This window comes from Algibacter sp. L4_22 (assembly GCF_023473045.1).
Taxonomy (GTDB): domain Bacteria; phylum Bacteroidota; class Bacteroidia; order Flavobacteriales; family Flavobacteriaceae; genus Algibacter.
This window is the reverse complement of sequence record NZ_JAMCOK010000006.1, coordinates 212,439-231,098: the sequence shown is the minus strand read 5'-3', so window position 1 is coordinate 231,098 and position 18,660 is coordinate 212,439. Positions and strand designations below refer to the sequence as shown.

Here is an 18,660-nt window from a genome sequence, read left to right as displayed (position 1 = left end):
ATAAATGAATTTATTTAAATCCCACGTCACGTTTTCTAAAGAGCAGCGACGTGGGATTTTTTTATTATTAACCATTATTATTCTACTGCAGTGTGTTTACTTTTTTGTATTGCCGAAAGTCTTAGAAAATTCATCAGAAGATGTTCAAATTAATAATGAAGCATTAACGAAGTTTACAAAAGAAATCGATTCGCTTAAATTAATAGAATTAAAAGCTCGGAAACCAAAAGTGTTCCCTTTCAATCCCAATTTTATTACGGATTACAAAGGTGCCTCATTAGGTATGAGTAATGAAGAAATTGATAGACTTCTCAGTTTTAGAAAACAAGATCAATGGATAAATTCAATCAAACAATTTCAGGAAGTTACTAAAGTATCCGATTCATTGTTAAACAGTATTTCTCCATATTTTAAATTCCCAGAATGGGTTACAAACCCAAAAGCATCTAAAACGTCCTTTAATAATTCTTATAAAACAAAACCGAAAACTTTTGCGCAAAAGCAAGATTTAAACACGGCTACGGCTCAACAACTTCAAAAAGTAAATGGTATTGGCGAAGCATATTCAAACCGCATTATAAAACTCCGAAACAAATTTAAAGGAGGTTTTATAGCAGATGTACAATTGCTAGATGTTTATGGTTTAACACCAGAAGTTATCGAGAAAATAAAACTCGATTTTACCGTAAAAACACCTCGTAGCATTCAGAAAATAAATTTAAACACTGCAACCGTAGATCAATTGGTTACTATTCAGCATATCGATTACGATTTGGCGCACCATATTGTTGAGCAACGCCAATTGCACGAGGGTTTTAAATCCTTTACCGAATTACTTAAAGTAAAAGACTTTCCGGTAAATAAAATCGAGATAATTGAATTATATTTGCGAATTGACAAATCAAACTAATGAATAGCATGTACTTCACAGAAGAACACCAACTTTTTAGAACAAGTCTTCAAGATTTTTTACAAAAAGAAGTTGTACCACATATTGAAAAATGGGAAAAAGCTGGTGAGATAGACCGTTTTATTTGGAAAAAATTTGGAGATATGGGATTCTTTGGAATTAAATATCCTGAAGCCTATGGCGGTCTCGATTTAGATTTATTCTATACCGTAATTCTGCTAGAAGAACTGCAAAAAATTAATTCTGGTGGTTTTGCAGCAGCTATTTGGGCGCACGCATATTTAGCGATGACGCATTTAAATGCAGAAGGGGATGAGGCTATAAAACAAAAGTATTTAGTGCCAAGTATTGCAGGTGAAAAAGTGGGATGCCTTTGTATTAGTGAACCTTTCGGTGGAAGCGATGTGGCGGGTATGCGTACAACGGCCGTTAAAAAAGGAGATTCGTATCTAATAAACGGTTCAAAAACCTTTATTACCAATGGTGTTTATAGCGATTATTTAGTGGTAGCAGCAAAAACGAATCCCGAATTAGGAAATAAAGGAATAAGTATTTTTGTAATCGATCGAGAAACTGCTGGCGTATCGGCAACAAAACTCGATAAATTAGGATGGAAAGCCTCTGATACAGGGGAGATAGCCTTCGATAATGTAGAAATACCAGCAAGCCAACTCATGGGTAAGGAAAATAGTGGTTTTGCATACATTATGCAGCATTTTGCTTCAGAGCGTTTAATTATGGGGATAAATGCCCATGCGCGTGCAGAATTCGCTTTAGAATATGCTTTAAAATACATGAGCGAGCGCCAAGCTTTCGGTAGAACTATCGATAAATTTCAAGCTTTACGACACAGTATAGCCGATTTATACACCGATATGGAAATATGTAAAACCTTTAATTACGCCATAGCTTACCGATTAGATAAAGGTGAATATGTGGTAAAAGAAGCTACAATGTCTAAACTGAGGTCGACAAAAATGGCCGATGAGGTTATCTATCAATGTCTACAATTTCTTGGCGGCTACGGCTATATGGAAGATTACCCAATGGCAAGACTTATGCGAGACAGCCGACTAGGTACAATTGGTGGAGGAACTTCCGAAATATTGCGAGAAATTCTAGCCAAAATAATAATTGATAAAAAAGAATACAAGCCAGCAACTTAAAACGCTATCTAGTATTAGGGCAAATTGCGCTAATAAAAAGCAGTTCTTTATTTCATAAAAAGAAAGCTTAAAAGAAAGTTTGGTCTTTGTCTTTAAATAAGGAGATAGGCGCAACCACGCTTTCCGCTATATCTTTTTTGTACAGAATTTGTTTAATATTTTATTAAAATAAGGCCTTTTCGAAAGGTCTATTATTTAAATTCAAGAGTTGGGAAGTACAAAAAAGGATGCCGCATCAATCGTTTTTGCTGTCAAGCGTGCTAATTATAGTAATTAAAATAAGTCGCAGTTAATCCTTAAAAAACAATTCAAAAAAAAATATTTTAATTTTTAATTATTATTTAGAAATTATTATATATTTGCACCCTGAAAATTCTAAAAGAGAGGAGGTTAAGACACTATGTTAATAATACCAATTAAAGAAGGAGAAAATATAGATAGAGCGTTAAAGCGTTACAAACGTAAGTTTGTAAAAACAACGGTAAAAAACCAGTTGCAGTCACGCAAACAATTTAACAAACCTTCTGTTGTACGTAGAACTCAGGTTCAAAAAGCACAATATATCCAAGGATTAAGAGACGCAGAGGAAGTATAATTTTTCTGTCGTTTATAAAATAAAAGTTCCGCAATTCGCGGAACTTTTTTTGTTTATAACCGTTTAAGTTTATCTGTTATAGGATAAAACTAATATTCAATAAATAAGTTATTGTATTTAATACTTGAGCAAAAATCTGTGAGCTTTCTTCATACTTCTCAGGGAAACAATTAAAAAACATTGTATATTTAGAAATCAATTCAAATCCCCATAAATGCCCTTTCAATCATTTATCGATTATCTGCTTCTCGAAAAAAACTATTCGGCACTAACCGTAAATGCTTATAATTCAGATTTAAAAGCCTTTTCAAAATTTATAAAAGTAGAGTTTGATGATGAATCTGTTAACAATGTAAACTATGCGCAAATTCGGAACTGGATTGTTTCGCTAGTAGAAAGCGGTATTTCAAATCGAAGCATAAACCGTAAAATTTCATCATTAAATACTTATTATAAGTTTCTATTAAAAGTTGGTGATATTAAATTAAATCCGCTAGCAAAACATCGCGCTTTAAAAACAAGTAAAAAAATACAAGTCCCATTTTCGGAAACCGAAGTCGCAAATGTATTAAGCGATTTAAATTTTGGTGACGATTTTGAAAGCTTACGTAACAAGCTTATTATAGAGTTGTTTTATTCCACAGGTATACGAAGAATAGAATTGGTAGAGTTGGAGTTATCTCGTTTTGATATTGGTAATAAATCATTAAAGGTCCTGGGTAAACGAAATAAGGAGCGTATAATCCCTTTATTACCGTCCGTAATAGAAACCTGTAAAAGCTATTTAAAGGCGAGAAATAAATTGGAGTATATTGTAGATTCCAACAAGTTGTTTTTAACCCAAAAAGGTGTTAAAATATATGAAACACTTGTTTACAGAATAATTAATGAGTATTTTAGTTTAGCATCTTCAAAGGTTAAAAAGAGCCCGCATATACTAAGGCATTCTTTTGCAACACATTTGTTAAACCAAGGTGCAGACTTAAATGCTGTTAAAGAGCTTCTTGGTCATTCAAGTTTAGCAGCAACACAGGTTTATACTCATAATAGTATAGCCGAGTTAAAAAAGGTGCATGTTAATGCGCACCCTAGAAGTAAAAAATAAGATAGACTAAGCTGAAATTTTAATTTCAACTTAAGTAATTGTTTAACCAAAAAAACACAAGTATGAAAGTAAACACCCAATCCGTAAATTTTAATGCAGATCAAAAGTTGATAGACTTTATTCAAAAACGAATGGATAAGTTAGATTTGTTTTATGACAAGGTAATTAAATCGGATGTTTTTTTAAAGTTAGAAAACACCAGCGATAAAGAAAATAAAGTATTTGAAGCACGAGTAAGTGTGCCAGGGGATAGTATTGTTGTAAAAAAGCAATGTAAAAGTTTTGAGGAAGGGGCAGATATGGCAATTTCATCTTTAGAACGCCAGTTAAAAAAGCGAAAAGAAAAATTAAGAGCACATTTATAATATTTAGTATATTTTTATATAATGAAGTTGATTTAGAAATTTTTTCATAAAAATGAATGGTTTACCTTGCTATCACTAGAGTAAGTAAGCCAAAGCAGAAGATGATATGTGCGAAACCAAGACGTTTTTTAGTGATATTTGAAAATAGTTTGAAATTCTATGTAAAATTTATTAAAAAAATGTTTTGAATATTTAAATAAATCTATACATTTGCAGTCCGTTAGAAATAGCGGACTTTTTTTATGCTTAAAAAAAGAAAAAAGCCGATGTAGCTCAGCTGGCTAGAGCAGCTGATTTGTAATCAGCAGGTCGTGGGTTCGAGTCCCTCCATCGGCTCTTTTAAAATTTGAGTTCTAATTGTTTAGAAATAAGAGTTTTAAATTGAAATATTGAATTTTTGGGGAGATACTCAAGCGGCCAACGAGGGCAGACTGTAAATCTGCTGACTACGTCTTCGCAGGTTCGAATCCTGCTCTCCCCACAATTTTATAGATTAAGCGATTAATCTAAGAAGTTTATTGAAATGTTGATAATACCTTTTAAAGATTTTTGAATCTAAGAAAAAGAGCTCTACTTTTGTAGAATTCTAAATTTTAAGATTTAAAGTTTTTAATTAAATGCGAGAGTAGCTCAGTTGGTAGAGCGTCAGCCTTCCAAGCTGAATGTCGCCAGTTCGAACCTGGTCTCTCGCTCAAAAATTTACGAGTTATAATTTATAGTTTTCGAATTGTAAATTTAAAATCGGCAATCGTAAATGAAAGGCCGGTGTAGCTCAGGGGTAGAGCGTTTCCTTGGTAAGGAAGAGGTCACGAGTTCAATTCTCGTCATTGGCTCAAAGAAAGAATTAGAATACATTAATATTATTATATAACAAAGATTTAAATCATTTTAAAAACATGGCAAAGGCAACTTTTGATCGTTCAAAACCACACTTAAACATTGGTACAATTGGACACGTAGATCACGGTAAAACAACTTTAACTGCTGCTATTACTAAAGTATTAGCTGATGCAGGTTTCTCAGAAGCAAGATCATTTGATCAAATTGATAACGCTCCAGAAGAAAAAGAAAGAGGTATAACAATTAATACTTCTCACGTAGAATATGCAACAGCAAATCGTCATTACGCTCACGTTGACTGTCCAGGTCACGCGGATTACGTAAAGAACATGGTAACTGGTGCAGCTCAAATGGATGGTGCTATTTTAGTAGTTGCGGCTACAGATGGTCCAATGCCACAAACTCGTGAGCATATCTTATTAGGACGTCAGGTAGGTATTCCTCGTATCGTTGTATTCATGAATAAAGTGGATATGGTTGATGATGAAGAATTAATCGAATTAGTAGACATGGAAGTTAGAGATTTATTATCTTTCTATGAATACGATGGAGATAATGGACCTGTAATTGCTGGTTCTGCTTTAGGTGCACTTAACGGTGAGAAAAAGTGGGTTGATACAGTATTAGAATTAATGGAAGCTTGTGATTCTTGGATCGAAGAGCCATTACGTGAGGTTGATAAACCTTTCTTAATGCCTATCGAAGATGTATTCTCTATTACTGGTCGTGGTACTGTTGCAACTGGTCGTATTGAAACTGGTATTGCAAACACTGGAGATCCTGTAGAAATTATTGGTATGGGTGCTGAGAAATTGACATCTACTATTACAGGTATCGAAATGTTCCGTCAAATATTAGATAGAGGTGAAGCTGGTGATAATGCTGGTATCTTATTAAGAGGTATTGAGAAATCTCAAATCTCTAGAGGTATGGTTATTGTTAAGCCAGGTTCTGTAACTCCACATGCTAAATTTAAAGCTGAGGTTTACATCCTTAAGAAAGAAGAAGGTGGACGTCATACTCCATTCCATAACAATTACCGTCCACAGTTTTACGTACGTACAACTGATGTAACTGGAAACATTGCGCTTCCTGATGGTGTTGAAATGGTTATGCCAGGAGACAACTTAACTATTACTGTTGAATTAATTCAAACAATTGCAATGACTGTAGGTTTACGTTTCGCAATTCGTGAAGGTGGTAGAACAGTTGGTGCTGGTCAAGTAACTGAAATTTTAGACTAATATAGTCTTAAGCATATAAAGAAGTTAAGGTATTCCAAATTGGAATACCTTGATTTCATTTACGGGCGTAGCTCAGTTGGTAGAGCACTGGTCTCCAAAACCAGGTGTCGGGAGTTCGAGTCTCTCCGCCCGTGCAAAAAGAACAAGAGACTTTTAGTCTCAATTAAATTTACACAAAGCATCGTTTATCGATGTTGTAAAAAAAAGTAAAAATGGCTGGATTTGTAAATTATATAAAAGAATCATTTGGGGAACTTAAAAACAATGTAAGTTGGCCAACATGGGCAGAAGCTCAAAGTTTAACCATTTTGGTTGCTGTGTTTTCAATTATATTCTCTCTAGTAATTTGGGGAGTAGATACAGTATTTAGTAATGTTATTTCATTTTACTTTGATCTAATTAAATAAAAAAGAATTATGTCTGAAGTAAGTGAAAAAAAATGGTATGTTGTTCGTGCTGTAAGTGGTCAAGAAAATAAAATTAAGACATATATCGAGAATGAAATTGCTCGTTTAGGTCTTACTGATTATGTTGATCAGGTATTAGTTCCTACAGAACGCGTTATTCAAATCCGTAACGGAAAAAAAGTCCATAAAGAAAAAGTATTCTTCCCAGGATATATTATGGTACAAGCAAATTTAACAGGTGAAGTTCCTCATATTATACGTTCAGTGACTAATGTTATTGGGTTTTTAGGTGAAACTAAAGGAGGCGATCCTGTACCTTTAAGACAATCTGAAGTAAATAGAATGTTAGGTAAGGTGGATGAGTTGGCTGTTGAAGAAAGTGCTATGGTAGCAATTCCATATACAAGAGGTGAAACTGTTAAAGTAATTGACGGACCTTTTAATGGATTTGATGGTACAATCGAAAACATAAATGAAGAAAAGCGTAAGCTAGAAGTAATGGTGAAAATTTTTGGAAGAAAAACACCATTAGAATTAAGCTATATGCAAGTAGAAAAAGTATAATAGTGTTACATTAAGATAGATATAATTTTTCGCTTCCAAATGAGAAATTACATCGAATTAAATTATTAAAAATGGCAAAAGAATTAAGTAAAGTAGTTAAGTTACAAGTTCGGGGAGGTGCTGCGAATCCGTCGCCACCGGTTGGACCCGCTTTAGGAGCCGCTGGTGTTAACATCATGGAGTTCTGTAAGCAATTCAATGCTAGAACCCAAGATAAAGCTGGTAAAGTATTACCAGTTGTTATATCTGTTTTTAAAGACAAGTCGTTTGACTTTGTTATTAAAACTCCTCCAGCAGCAGTCCAGTTAATGGAAGCAGCAAAAGTGAAGAAGGGTTCTGGAGAGCCAAACCGTAAAAAAGTAGCTAAAGTATCTTGGGATCAGGTTAAAACTATCGCAGAAGATAAAATGGTAGATTTAAATGCATTTACTATCGAATCTGCAATGAAAATGATAGCTGGAACTGCAAGATCAATGGGAATAACTGTAACAGGGCAATTCCCTAATTAATCTATTAAAGACATTAGAAAATGGCAAGATTAACAAAAAAGCAAAAAGACGCTTTAGCGAAAATTGAAAAAGGGAAAGTATATTCTCTTACTGAAGCATCAGCATTAGTAAAAGATATTTCTAACATGAAATTTGATGCGTCAATTGACTTAGCTGTACGTTTGGGAGTAGATCCACGTAAAGCTAACCAGATGGTGAGAGGTGTTGTTTCACTTCCGCATGGTACTGGTAAAGATGTAAAAGTATTAGCATTAGTAACACCAGATAAAGAAGCCGAAGCTAAAGCAGCTGGAGCAGATTACGTAGGTTTAGATGAGTATCTTGATAAAATCAAGAGCGGTTGGACCGATGTTGATGTTATTATTACTATGCCAAGTGTTATGGGTAAGTTAGGTCCTTTAGGACGTGTATTAGGCCCACGTGGTTTAATGCCTAACCCAAAAACAGGTACAGTAACTATGGATGTAGCAAAAGCTGTAACAGAAGTAAAAGCTGGTAAAATTGACTTTAAAGTTGATAAAACTGGTATTGTACACGCTGCTATTGGAAAAGCATCTTTTAGTGCAGATAAAATTGCAGGTAATGCAAATGAATTATTAACAACTTTAATGAAACTAAAACCAACGGCTTCAAAAGGGATTTATGTAAAAAGCATCTTTATGTCTTCTACAATGAGCCCGAGTATTGCTGTTGATCCTAAAATTGGTTAATTAAGTTAAAACTTTTATTATGACAAGAGAAGAAAAATCACAAGTAATTGAGGAGTTAACTGCAGAATTAGCTAATAATGCAAATATCTATTTAGCTGATATTTCAGGATTAAATGCAGATACTACTTCAAATTTACGTCGTGCTTGTTTTAAAGCAAACGTAAAATTAGCAGTTGTAAAGAATACATTACTTGAAAAAGCAATGGAAGCATCAGAAAGAGATTTCGGAAACCTTCCATCTGTATTAAAAGGAAATACATCTGTGATGTATTCTGAAACAGGTAACGTACCAGCGAAACTTATTAAAACTTTCCGTAAAAAAGCTGAAAAACCTTTATTAAAAGGAGCTTTCATTGAGGAATCTGTTTATATCGGTGACGATCAATTAGATATGTTAGTTGATATTAAGTCTAAAGAAGAGTTATTAGGAGAGATTATAGGATTATTACAATCGCCTGCTAAGAACGTTATTTCAGCACTTAAATCAGGTGGCGGAACTATAGCTGGACTTATCAAAACACTTTCTGAGAGACCAGAATAGTATTAAATAGTACGCACTTTATTACATTATATTATTAAAATTTATTAAAACGATAGAAAAATGGCAGATTTAAAAGATTTCGCAGAACAATTAGTTAACCTTACTGTAAAAGAAGTAAATGAGTTAGCAACTATATTAAAAGATGAGTACGGTATCGAGCCTGCTGCTGCTGCTGCAGTTGCTGTTGCTGGTCCTGCTGCTGGTGGAGACGCTGAAGAAGCTCAAACTGAATTTGATGTTATTTTAAAAGCTGCAGGTAGCTCTAAGTTAGCTGTTGTGAAATTAGTTAAAGAATTAACTGGTTTAGGTTTAAAAGAAGCTAAAGGTTTAGTTGATGATGCACCAAGTGCAATCAAAGAAGCTGTAACTAAAGACGAAGCTGAAGCTTTAAAAGCTCAGTTAGAAGAAGCTGGAGCAGAGGTTGAGTTAAAATAAACTTAACATCTCAAAAACATAAGGTTTAGGTCTGGAGCACGCGCTACCAGACCTAGACCATTTTGTGTATAAGAGTATTTATACCGAAAGTAATACAAAACAACTCAAATTTCTTGACTTGTTTTTTGCAGTTTAATTAGTGTTTTAAAGCACTATCACTATTTTTTTAATCATAATTCCGTCTATTGATGTTGTCAACACAAGCTGAAAGATTAAATTTCTCGTCTATTGTAAATAAGACAGATTACCCCGACTTTTTGGATATTCAGATAAAATCTTTTCAAGATTTTTTCCAATTAGAAACTAAATCTGAAGAAAGAGGTGATGAAGGTTTATATAATACCTTCATGGAAAATTTTCCAATTACTGATTCTCGTAATCAATTCGTATTAGAATTTTTAGATTACTTCGTCGATCCACCAAGATATGCTATTGAAGAGTGTATTGAGCGTGGCTTAACATATAGCGTTCCGCTTAAAGCAAGGTTAAAGTTATATTGTACCGATCCTGAACATGAAGATTTTGAAACCATTGTTCAAGATGTGTACTTAGGTACTATTCCTTACATGACACCTTCTGGTACATTTTGTATCAACGGTGCTGAGCGTGTTGTTGTATCACAATTACACCGTTCACCTGGTGTATTCTTCGGTCAATCTTTCCATGCGAATGGAACAAAATTATATTCAGCAAGGGTTATACCATTCAAAGGATCTTGGATTGAGTTTGCTACAGACATCAATCAAGTGATGTATGCTTACATTGATAGAAAGAAAAAATTACCTGTTACAACGCTTTTCCGTGCAATCGGTTTTGAGCGTGATAAAGATATTTTAGAGATTTTCGATTTAGCTGAAGAAGTTAAAGTATCGAAATCTGGTTTAAAAAAGTACTTAGGAAGAAAATTAGCAGCCCGTGTATTAAATACCTGGCATGAGGATTTTGTAGATGAAGATACTGGAGAAGTAGTTTCAATTGAGCGTAATGAAATTGTGCTTGATCGTGATACTATTTTAGATAAAGACAACATAGAAGAAATTCTTGAAGTTGATGTTAAAACTGTTCTTTTACATAAAGAAAGTAATGAACAAGGCGATTACGCTATTATTCATAACACACTTCAAAAAGATCCAACAAACTCTGAAAAAGAGGCTGTTGAACATATATATAGACAATTACGTAATGCTGAGCCGCCAGATGAGGAAACAGCGCGTGGAATAATTGATAAATTATTCTTCTCAGACCAACGTTACTCTTTAGGAGAAGTTGGGCGTTACAGAATGAACAAAAAATTACAGTTGGATATTGGTATGGATAAGCAAGTGCTTACCAAAGAAGATATCATAACTATTATAAAATACTTAATCGAGCTTATTAACTCAAAAGCTGAGATTGATGATATTGATCACTTATCTAACCGTCGTGTTCGTACAGTTGGTGAGCAATTATCTTCTCAATTTGGTGTTGGTTTAGCACGTATGGCTCGTACTATTCGTGAACGTATGAACGTTCGTGATAACGAGGTATTTACTCCTATCGATTTAATTAATGCTAAGACTTTATCGTCTGTTATTAATTCTTTCTTTGGAACAAACCAGTTATCTCAATTTATGGATCAAACAAATCCATTAGCTGAGATTACGCATAAGCGTCGTTTATCGGCTCTTGGACCAGGTGGTCTTTCTAGAGAGAGAGCAGGTTTCGAGGTTCGTGATGTTCACTATACACACTACGGTCGTTTATGTCCAATTGAAACTCCTGAGGGACCAAATATTGGTCTTATTTCTTCACTTTCAGTATTTGCTAAAGTGAACTCAATGGGATTCATTGAAACACCATATAGAAAAGTAACTGATGGTGTTGTTGATATTGTTAATGAACCAACTTATTTAAGTGCAGAAGAAGAAGAAGAAAAATTAATCGCTCAAGCAACTGTTAAGGTTGATGAAAACGGTAAAATTTTACATGATAAGGTAATTGCACGTATGGAAGGTGACTTCCCAGTAATCGAGCCTACAAAGTTAGATTATACGGATGTTGCACCAAATCAAATTTCGTCTATCTCGGCGTCGTTAATTCCGTTCTTAGAACATGATGATGCGAATAGGGCCTTGATGGGATCTAACATGATGCGTCAAGCAGTGCCTTTATTAAGAGTAGATGCACCAATTGTTGGAACAGGATTAGAGCGTCAAGTAGCTTCAGATTCTCGTGTTTTAATTAACGCAGAAGGAAGAGGTGAGGTACTTTATGTTGATGCAAACGAAATTAAAATTAGATACGATCGTACTGAAGATGAAGCTAAAGTAAGTTTTGATAGCGATATTAAAACTTATAAATTAGTTAAATTCCGTAAAACAAATCAAGGAACTTCAATCAACCTTACACCAATTGTTGTAAAAGGCGATATAGTTTCTAAAGGTCAGGTTCTATGTGAAGGTTATGCAACTCAAAAAGGTGAATTAGCACTTGGTAGAAATATGAAAGTAGCCTTTATGCCTTGGAAAGGGTATAACTTTGAGGATGCAATTGTAATTTCAGAAAAAGTAGTTCGTGAAGATATTTTCACATCTATACATATCGATGAGTATTCTTTAGATGTTAGAGACACAAAATTAGGTAACGAAGAGTTAACTAATGATATACCTAATGTTTCTGAAGAAGCTACTAAGGATTTAGATGAAAATGGAATGATCCGTATTGGTGCAGAGGTTAAGCCTGGCGATATCTTAATTGGTAAAATTACACCAAAAGGAGAATCAGATCCAACACCGGAAGAAAAATTATTACGTGCTATCTTTGGTGATAAAGCAGGTGATGTAAAAGATGCGTCGTTAAAAGCGTCTCCTTCATTACATGGTGTTGTTATTGAGAAGAAGTTGTTCGCAAGAGCAGTAAAAGATAAGCGTAAAAGAGCTCAAGATAAAGATGATATCTTAGCTTTAGAAGCGCAATATGATAGAAAGTTTGATGATTTAAAAGATGTTTTAATCGAAAAGCTTTTTAATATCGTAAATGGAAAAACTGCACAAGGTATTTTTAATGATTTAGGTGAAGAAGTATTACCAAAAGGTAAAAAATTCACACTTAAAATGTTAAATGCTGTTGATGATTATGCGCATTTAGTGTCTGGAAAATGGACTACAGATGAGCACACAAATACTTTAGTTGCCGATTTAATCCACAACTATAAAATTAAAGAAAACGATTTACAAGGATCGTTACGTCGTGAGAAGTTTACTATTTCTGTAGGTGATGAGTTACCAGCAGGAATTATAAAACTAGCTAAAGTTTATATCGCTAAAAAACGTAAACTTAAAGTAGGTGATAAAATGGCAGGACGTCACGGTAATAAAGGTATTGTAGCGCGTATCGTTCGTCAAGAAGATATGCCATTCTTAGAAGATGGAACGCCTGTTGATATTGTATTAAATCCACTTGGTGTACCGTCTCGTATGAATATTGGTCAAATTTATGAAACAGTTCTTGGATGGGCTGGTCAAAAATTAGGTCGTACTTACGCAACGCCAATCTTTGATGGTGCTACTATAGAACAAATTAACGGATTTACAGATGAAGCTGGAATTCCAAGATATGGACATACTTATTTATACGATGGTGGAACAGGTAAGCGTTTCGATCAACCAGCAACTGTTGGTGTGATTTACATGCTTAAACTTGGACACATGGTTGATGATAAGATGCACGCACGTTCTATTGGACCTTACTCATTAATTACACAACAACCATTAGGTGGTAAAGCACAATTTGGTGGTCAACGTTTTGGTGAGATGGAAGTTTGGGCACTTGAGGCTTATGGAGCATCAAGTACTTTACGAGAAATTTTAACTGTAAAATCTGATGATGTAATTGGTAGAGCCAAAACTTACGAAGCTATTGTAAAAGGTGAGCCAATGCCAGATCCAGGATTACCAGAATCATTCAATGTACTTATGCATGAATTGAAAGGTTTAGCATTGGATATCAGATTAGAAGAGTAAAAAAATAGTTGGCAGTAAGCAGTCAACATTAAACAGACTATTTTATTAGACTGAATATTGTTGACTGAGAACTGAAACTGAAGACTTAAAAAACATGGCAAGAAAACAAGATAAGAATACAGTAAAGAGGTTTAATAAAATCTCAATTGGTTTAGCATCACCAGAATCTATTCTAGCAGAATCGAGAGGTGAAGTTTTAAAACCAGAAACTATCAATTATCGTACGCACAAACCAGAAAGAGATGGTTTGTTCTGTGAGCGTATCTTCGGTCCTGTAAAGGATTATGAGTGTGCTTGTGGTAAATATAAAAGAATACGTTACAAAGGGATCGTTTGTGATCGTTGTGGTGTAGAAGTAACAGAAAAGAAAGTACGTCGTGATAGAGTAGGGCACATCAACTTAGTTGTTCCTGTAGCTCATATCTGGTATTTCCGTTCTTTACCAAACAAAATTGGTTATTTATTAGGCTTACCATCTAAGAAATTAGATATGATTATTTACTACGAACGTTATGTAGTAATACAGCCAGGTAACGCTAAAAATGAAGAAGGTGAACCATTACAAAAAATGGATTTCCTTACGGAAGAAGAATACTTAAATATTCTTGAAGCCCTTCCACAAGATAATCAGTACTTGGATGATGAAGACCCTAACAAGTTTTTAGCTAAAATGGGTGCTGAGTGTTTAATAGATTTATTAGCACGTATCGATTTAAAAGAATTATCTTATGAATTACGTCATAAAGCAAATACTGAAACGTCTAAACAACGTAAAACAGAAGCTTTAAAACGTTTACAAGTTGTAGGTGCTTTACGTGATTCTAATGAAAATAGAGAAAACCGTCCAGAATGGATGATCTTGAAAGTTGTGCCAATTATTCCGCCAGAATTAAGACCATTAGTGCCTTTAGATGGTGGCCGTTTTGCAACTTCAGATTTAAATGATTTATACCGTCGTGTTATTATTAGAAACAACCGTCTTAAAAGATTAGTTGAAATAAAAGCACCAGAAGTTATTTTACGTAATGAAAAACGTATGCTACAAGAATCTGTAGATTCATTGTTAGATAACACACGTAAATCGTCTGCTGTAAAAACAGATTCTAATCGTCCATTAAAATCATTATCCGATTCATTAAAAGGTAAGCAAGGACGTTTCCGTCAAAACTTACTTGGTAAACGTGTTGATTATTCTGCACGTTCGGTAATTGTTGTTGGGCCAGAATTAAAATTACATCAATGTGGATTGCCAAAAAATATGGCAGCAGAACTTTATAAACCTTTTGTAATTAGAAAACTAATTGAAAGAGGAATTGTAAAAACTGTAAAATCTGCAAAGAAAATTATAGATAAAAGAGAGCCAGTGGTTTGGGATATTTTGGAAAATGTTCTTAAAGGGCATCCAGTATTACTTAACCGTGCGCCTACATTACACCGTTTGGGGATTCAAGCGTTTCAACCTACGTTAATCGAAGGTAAAGCAATTCAATTACACCCATTAGCATGTGCAGCATTTAATGCCGATTTTGATGGAGATCAAATGGCGGTGCATTTACCACTTGGACCAGAAGCTATTTTGGAATGTCAGTTATTAATGTTGGCATCACACAATATCTTAAACCCAGCGAATGGTGCTCCAGTAACAGTACCTTCTCAGGATATGGTACTTGGTCTTTATTATATGACCAAGCTACGTACTTCTACTCCAGAAGTTAAAATTCAAGGCGAAGGGTTAACATTTTATTCTCCAGAAGAAGTAGAAATTGCTTTCAATGAAGGTAAAGTAGACTTAAATGCTGGTATCAAGGTTAGAACTATCGACATTAATGAAGATGGTAAACTTGATAAAATGATTATTGAAACTACTGTAGGTCGTGTATTATTTAATCAACACGTACCGCAAGCAGCAGGATATATTAATCAAGTATTAACCAAAAAGTCTCTTAGAGATATTATTGGTGATATTTTAAAAGCAACTTCAGTTCCTGAATGTGCTGATTTCTTAGATAGTATTAGAACGTTAGGATTTAAGTTTGCATTCCAAGGTGGATTATCATTTAGTTTAGGTGATATTATTATTCCACCAGAGAAACAAGGAATGATTGATAAGGCTAATGGTTTAGTTGAAGGTATTACAGGTAACTATAATATGGGGCTTATTACCAACAACGAACGTTATAACCAAGTTATTGATATTTGGACTTCAACGAATGCTGAATTGACTGAATTGTCAATGAAACGTATTAGAGAAGATCAACAAGGATTTAACTCGGTGTTTATGATGCTTGATTCTGGTGCAAGGGGTTCTAAAGAACAAATTCGTCAGCTTACAGGTATGCGTGGATTAATGGCAAAACCAAAAAAATCTAACGCAGGTGGTGGTGAAATTATTGAAAATCCAATTCTTTCTAACTTTAAAGAAGGACTATCAATTTTAGAATACTTTATCTCTACTCACGGTGCGCGTAAAGGTCTTGCGGATACTGCCCTTAAAACGGCAGATGCAGGTTACTTAACACGTCGTTTAGTAGATGTCTCACAAGATGTTATTGTTAACACAGAAGATTGTGGAACATTACGTGGTGTTGAAGTTGAAGCATTGAAGAAAAATGATGAAGTTGTTGAAACTTTAGAAGAGAGAATCGTTGGTCGTGTATCATTAAATGATGTATATAACCCGTTAAATGATGAGTTGTTAGTTTCAGCTGGTGAGTTAATAGGAGATGATATAGCAAAATCCATTCAAAGATCTCCAATTGAATCTGTGGAAGTTCGTTCTGCATTAAGTTGTGAGGCTTTAAAAGGTATATGTGCTAAATGTTACGGTCGTAATTTAGCTACCGGTAAAATGGTACAACGAGGTGAAGCTGTTGGTGTAGTTGCTGCCCAATCTATTGGTGAACCAGGAACACAGTTAACGCTTCGTACATTCCACGTGGGTGGTATTGCTGGTAATATTTCAGAAGAAAACAAATTAGTTGTTAAGTTTGATGGTATTGCTGAAATTGAAGATTTAAAAACAGTTAAAGGTAAGGATAACGAAGGTAAAGATATCGATATTGTAATCTCTCGTACATCTGAACTTAAACTTATTGATAAGAAAACGGGTATTGTATTAAGTACAAACAACATTCCTTACGGTTCTACTATTTTAGTTAAAAATGGTGATAAATTAGTTAAGGGAGATGAAGTTTGTTCTTGGGATCCATATAACGGTGTTATTGTTTCAGAGTTTGCTGGTAAAGTGAAGTATGAAAACATCGAACAAGGTATTACTTACCAAGTAGAGATAGATGAGCAAACAGGTTTCCAAGAGAAAGTAATTTCTGAATCTAGAAACAAAAAGCTTATTCCAACGCTTCATATTGAAGATTCAAATGGTGAAACAATGCGTTCTTACAACTTACCAGTTGGCGCTCACCTTATGATTGACGATGGAGAGAAAATTATTGTTGGTAAAGTCTTAGTGAAAATACCTCGTAAATCTGCGAAAGCGGGTGATATTACAGGAGGTTTACCTCGTGTAACTGAGTTGTTCGAAGCTCGTAACCCATCTAACCCAGCAGTTGTTAGTGCAATTGATGGTGTGGTTTCTTTCGGAAAAATCAAACGTGGTAACCGTGAGATTATTATAGAGTCTAAAACTGGTGATATTAGAAAGTACTTAGTTAAATTATCTAATCAAATTCTTGTACAAGAGAATGATTATGTAAAAGCAGGTATGCCTTTATCAGATGGTTCTATTACACCAAACGATATTTTGAATATCAAAGGCCCATCGGCAGTTCAACAATACTTAGTGAACGAAGTACAGGAAGTATATCGTTTACAAGGTGTGAAAATTAACGATAAGCACTTTGAGGTTGTTGTACGTCAAATGATGCGTAAAGTTAGAATTATTGATTCTGGTGATACTGTTTTCTTAGAAGATCAATTAGCTCATAAATCTGATTTCATCTTAGAAAATGATAATATTTTCGGAATGAAAGTAGTTGAAGACGCTGGAGATTCTGTAAACTTGAAAGCAGGTCAGACTGTTTCACCTCGTGAATTAAGAGATGAGAATTCTATATTACGTCGTGAAGATAAAGTACTTGTTTCTGCAAGGGATGCACAGCCAGCAACGGCTACACCAATACTACAAGGTATTACAAGAGCATCACTTCAGACTAAATCGTTTATCTCGGCAGCTTCTTTTCAAGAAACAACTAAAGTACTTAACGAAGCAGCAGTAGCTGGTAAGATAGATTCTTTAGAAGGCTTGAAAGAAAATGTAATTGTTGGTCATAGAATTCCAGCAGGTACAGGTCTGAGAAGTTACACGGACATTATCGTTGGCTCTAAAGAAGAGTTTGATGAAATGATGCAAGTAAAACAAGAATTAAATTATAATTAAATAAGACTCGGGCTTTACCAACATTAGTGAAGTAAAGCCTGATAGTCGTATTTATCTTGATACTGTTTCAAGAACCCAACGCAGGTTGGGCTTTATTAAAAACAATAGAAAGTCCTGCTAAATTTTAGTAGGACTTTTTTTATTTGAATAACGATTTATTAATATAGGCTTCCTATTTTGTGGAAGTAAAAAATAAAATTTGCAATGGCAAACGAAAAAGAAAATCCTAAACAAGGACAAATAAATATAGAGTTAGATGAAAAAGTAGCAGAAGGAACTTATTCTAATCTAGCAATTATAAATCATTCGGTTTCCGAATTTGTAGTAGATTTCGTGAATATCATGCCTGGTGTTCCTAAAAGTAAAGTAAAATCTCGTATTATTTTAACACCCCAGCATGCCAAGCGTTTGTTAAAAGCGTTAAGTGAAAATGTAACACGTTTTGAGAGTGCACACGGTGAAATTAAAGATTATGAACAGCCACCAATACCGTTAAATTTTGGTCCAACTGGACAAGCTTAAAACAATAAAAATCCCTTTAATAATTTATTAAAGGGATTTTTTTACTTATATGTTTTATTTATTAAATGGATAAAATTAACTCGCCTTCTTTTTAACTCTGTAACTATATTGCAAAGCTCCAGAAGGACATTTTTTTATTTGATTAATAACATGAGTTGGCTCTGCGTTTTCTATATTAATCCACGGAATAACTTTGTTACTAAAAATTTCAGGAAGTGCTTTTACACATGTTCCAGATAAGGAACACACAAAAGGATCGTAGGTTATAGTAATATCGTTATTACTAAATTCTCTGGCTTTAATCTTCATAATAAATTATACGAACTTATTTTAATTTTGGTTTGGTTGAA

The 18,660-nt window shown here is 34.2% G+C and carries 16 protein-coding genes and 5 tRNA genes; 20 read left to right on the top strand and 1 reads right to left on the bottom strand.

Annotated features, from left to right (window positions below; all coding sequences use genetic code 11):
* Nucleotides 1–4 precede the first annotated feature (4 nt).
* From M4I23_RS16210 to M4I23_RS16115, 20 genes are all read left to right on the top strand, one after another.
* Nucleotides 5–910, top strand: a complete 906-nt coding sequence (locus tag M4I23_RS16210) for a helix-hairpin-helix domain-containing protein (RefSeq protein WP_249755098.1) — start codon at nt 5–7, stop codon at nt 908–910.
* Nucleotides 910–2,076: an acyl-CoA dehydrogenase family protein gene (locus M4I23_RS16205; RefSeq protein WP_249755097.1), complete on the top strand. Its 1,167-nt coding sequence runs from the start codon at nt 910–912 to the stop codon at nt 2,074–2,076. Before M4I23_RS16210 ends, M4I23_RS16205 begins: the two co-directional genes overlap by 1 nt.
* 400 nt (nt 2,077–2,476) lie before the next feature.
* On the top strand, nt 2,477–2,671 hold the full coding sequence (gene rpsU, locus M4I23_RS16200) for a 30S ribosomal protein S21 (RefSeq protein ID WP_158847712.1): 195 nt from the start codon (nt 2,477–2,479) through the stop codon (nt 2,669–2,671).
* Between the two features lie 214 nt (nt 2,672–2,885).
* The gene (locus M4I23_RS16195; RefSeq protein WP_158847714.1) at nt 2,886–3,776 is read left to right on the top strand and encodes a tyrosine-type recombinase/integrase; all 891 of its coding nucleotides are present in this window, start codon (nt 2,886–2,888) and stop codon (nt 3,774–3,776) included.
* 62 nt (nt 3,777–3,838) lie between these two features.
* The gene (raiA, locus tag M4I23_RS16190) at nt 3,839–4,141 is read left to right on the top strand and encodes a ribosome-associated translation inhibitor RaiA (RefSeq protein WP_158847716.1); all 303 of its coding nucleotides are present in this window, start codon (nt 3,839–3,841) and stop codon (nt 4,139–4,141) included.
* Nucleotides 4,142–4,403: 262 nt separating this feature from the next.
* A tRNA-Thr gene (locus M4I23_RS16185) sits at nt 4,404–4,477 on the top strand.
* 63 nt (nt 4,478–4,540) lie between these two features.
* A tRNA-Tyr gene (locus tag M4I23_RS16180) sits at nt 4,541–4,622 on the top strand.
* A 138-nt stretch (nt 4,623–4,760) separates the two neighbouring features.
* Nucleotides 4,761–4,833, top strand: a tRNA-Gly gene (locus tag M4I23_RS16175).
* A 69-nt stretch (nt 4,834–4,902) separates the two neighbouring features.
* Nucleotides 4,903–4,974 (top strand) — tRNA-Thr (locus M4I23_RS16170).
* A 63-nt stretch (nt 4,975–5,037) separates the two neighbouring features.
* Complete coding sequence (gene tuf / locus M4I23_RS16165; RefSeq protein ID WP_158847718.1) at nt 5,038–6,225, top strand: elongation factor Tu; 1,188 nt, start codon at nt 5,038–5,040, stop codon at nt 6,223–6,225.
* A gap of 61 nt (nt 6,226–6,286) precedes the next feature.
* Nucleotides 6,287–6,359 (top strand) — tRNA-Trp (locus tag M4I23_RS16160).
* A 78-nt stretch (nt 6,360–6,437) separates the two neighbouring features.
* Nucleotides 6,438–6,632: a preprotein translocase subunit SecE gene (secE, locus tag M4I23_RS16155; protein ID WP_158847720.1), complete on the top strand. Its 195-nt coding sequence runs from the start codon at nt 6,438–6,440 to the stop codon at nt 6,630–6,632.
* A gap of 9 nt (nt 6,633–6,641) precedes the next feature.
* Nucleotides 6,642–7,196 carry a transcription termination/antitermination protein NusG gene (gene nusG, locus M4I23_RS16150; RefSeq protein ID WP_158847722.1) on the top strand — a complete coding sequence of 185 codons (555 nt, stop codon included), beginning with the start codon at nt 6,642–6,644 and terminating at the stop codon, nt 7,194–7,196.
* A 71-nt stretch (nt 7,197–7,267) separates the two neighbouring features.
* A complete protein-coding gene (gene rplK, locus M4I23_RS16145; protein WP_158847724.1) occupies nt 7,268–7,705 on the top strand; it encodes a 50S ribosomal protein L11 in 438 nt (145 codons plus the stop codon).
* A 20-nt stretch (nt 7,706–7,725) separates the two neighbouring features.
* On the top strand, nt 7,726–8,415 hold the full coding sequence (rplA, locus tag M4I23_RS16140; RefSeq protein WP_158847726.1) for a 50S ribosomal protein L1: 690 nt from the start codon (nt 7,726–7,728) through the stop codon (nt 8,413–8,415).
* A gap of 19 nt (nt 8,416–8,434) precedes the next feature.
* Complete coding sequence (gene rplJ, locus M4I23_RS16135; protein WP_158847728.1) at nt 8,435–8,956, top strand: 50S ribosomal protein L10; 522 nt, start codon at nt 8,435–8,437, stop codon at nt 8,954–8,956.
* A 60-nt stretch (nt 8,957–9,016) separates the two neighbouring features.
* On the top strand, nt 9,017–9,391 hold the full coding sequence (gene rplL, locus M4I23_RS16130) for a 50S ribosomal protein L7/L12 (protein WP_158847730.1): 375 nt from the start codon (nt 9,017–9,019) through the stop codon (nt 9,389–9,391).
* A 188-nt stretch (nt 9,392–9,579) separates the two neighbouring features.
* Nucleotides 9,580–13,392, top strand: a complete 3,813-nt coding sequence (rpoB, locus tag M4I23_RS16125) for a DNA-directed RNA polymerase subunit beta (protein WP_158847732.1) — start codon at nt 9,580–9,582, stop codon at nt 13,390–13,392.
* A gap of 94 nt (nt 13,393–13,486) precedes the next feature.
* Complete coding sequence (gene rpoC, locus M4I23_RS16120; RefSeq protein WP_158847734.1) at nt 13,487–17,788, top strand: DNA-directed RNA polymerase subunit beta'; 4,302 nt, start codon at nt 13,487–13,489, stop codon at nt 17,786–17,788.
* Nucleotides 17,789–17,992: 204 nt separating this feature from the next.
* Nucleotides 17,993–18,310 carry a DUF3467 domain-containing protein gene (locus M4I23_RS16115; RefSeq protein WP_158847736.1) on the top strand — a complete coding sequence of 106 codons (318 nt, stop codon included), beginning with the start codon at nt 17,993–17,995 and terminating at the stop codon, nt 18,308–18,310.
* Nucleotides 18,311–18,385: 75 nt separating this feature from the next.
* Here M4I23_RS16115 and M4I23_RS16110 read toward each other — a convergent pair whose 3' ends face one another.
* Nucleotides 18,386–18,619 (bottom strand): (4Fe-4S)-binding protein, encoded by a 234-nt coding sequence (locus M4I23_RS16110; RefSeq protein ID WP_158847738.1) that lies wholly within the window; start codon nt 18,617–18,619, stop codon nt 18,386–18,388.
* Between the last annotated feature and the right edge of the window lie 41 nt (nt 18,620–18,660).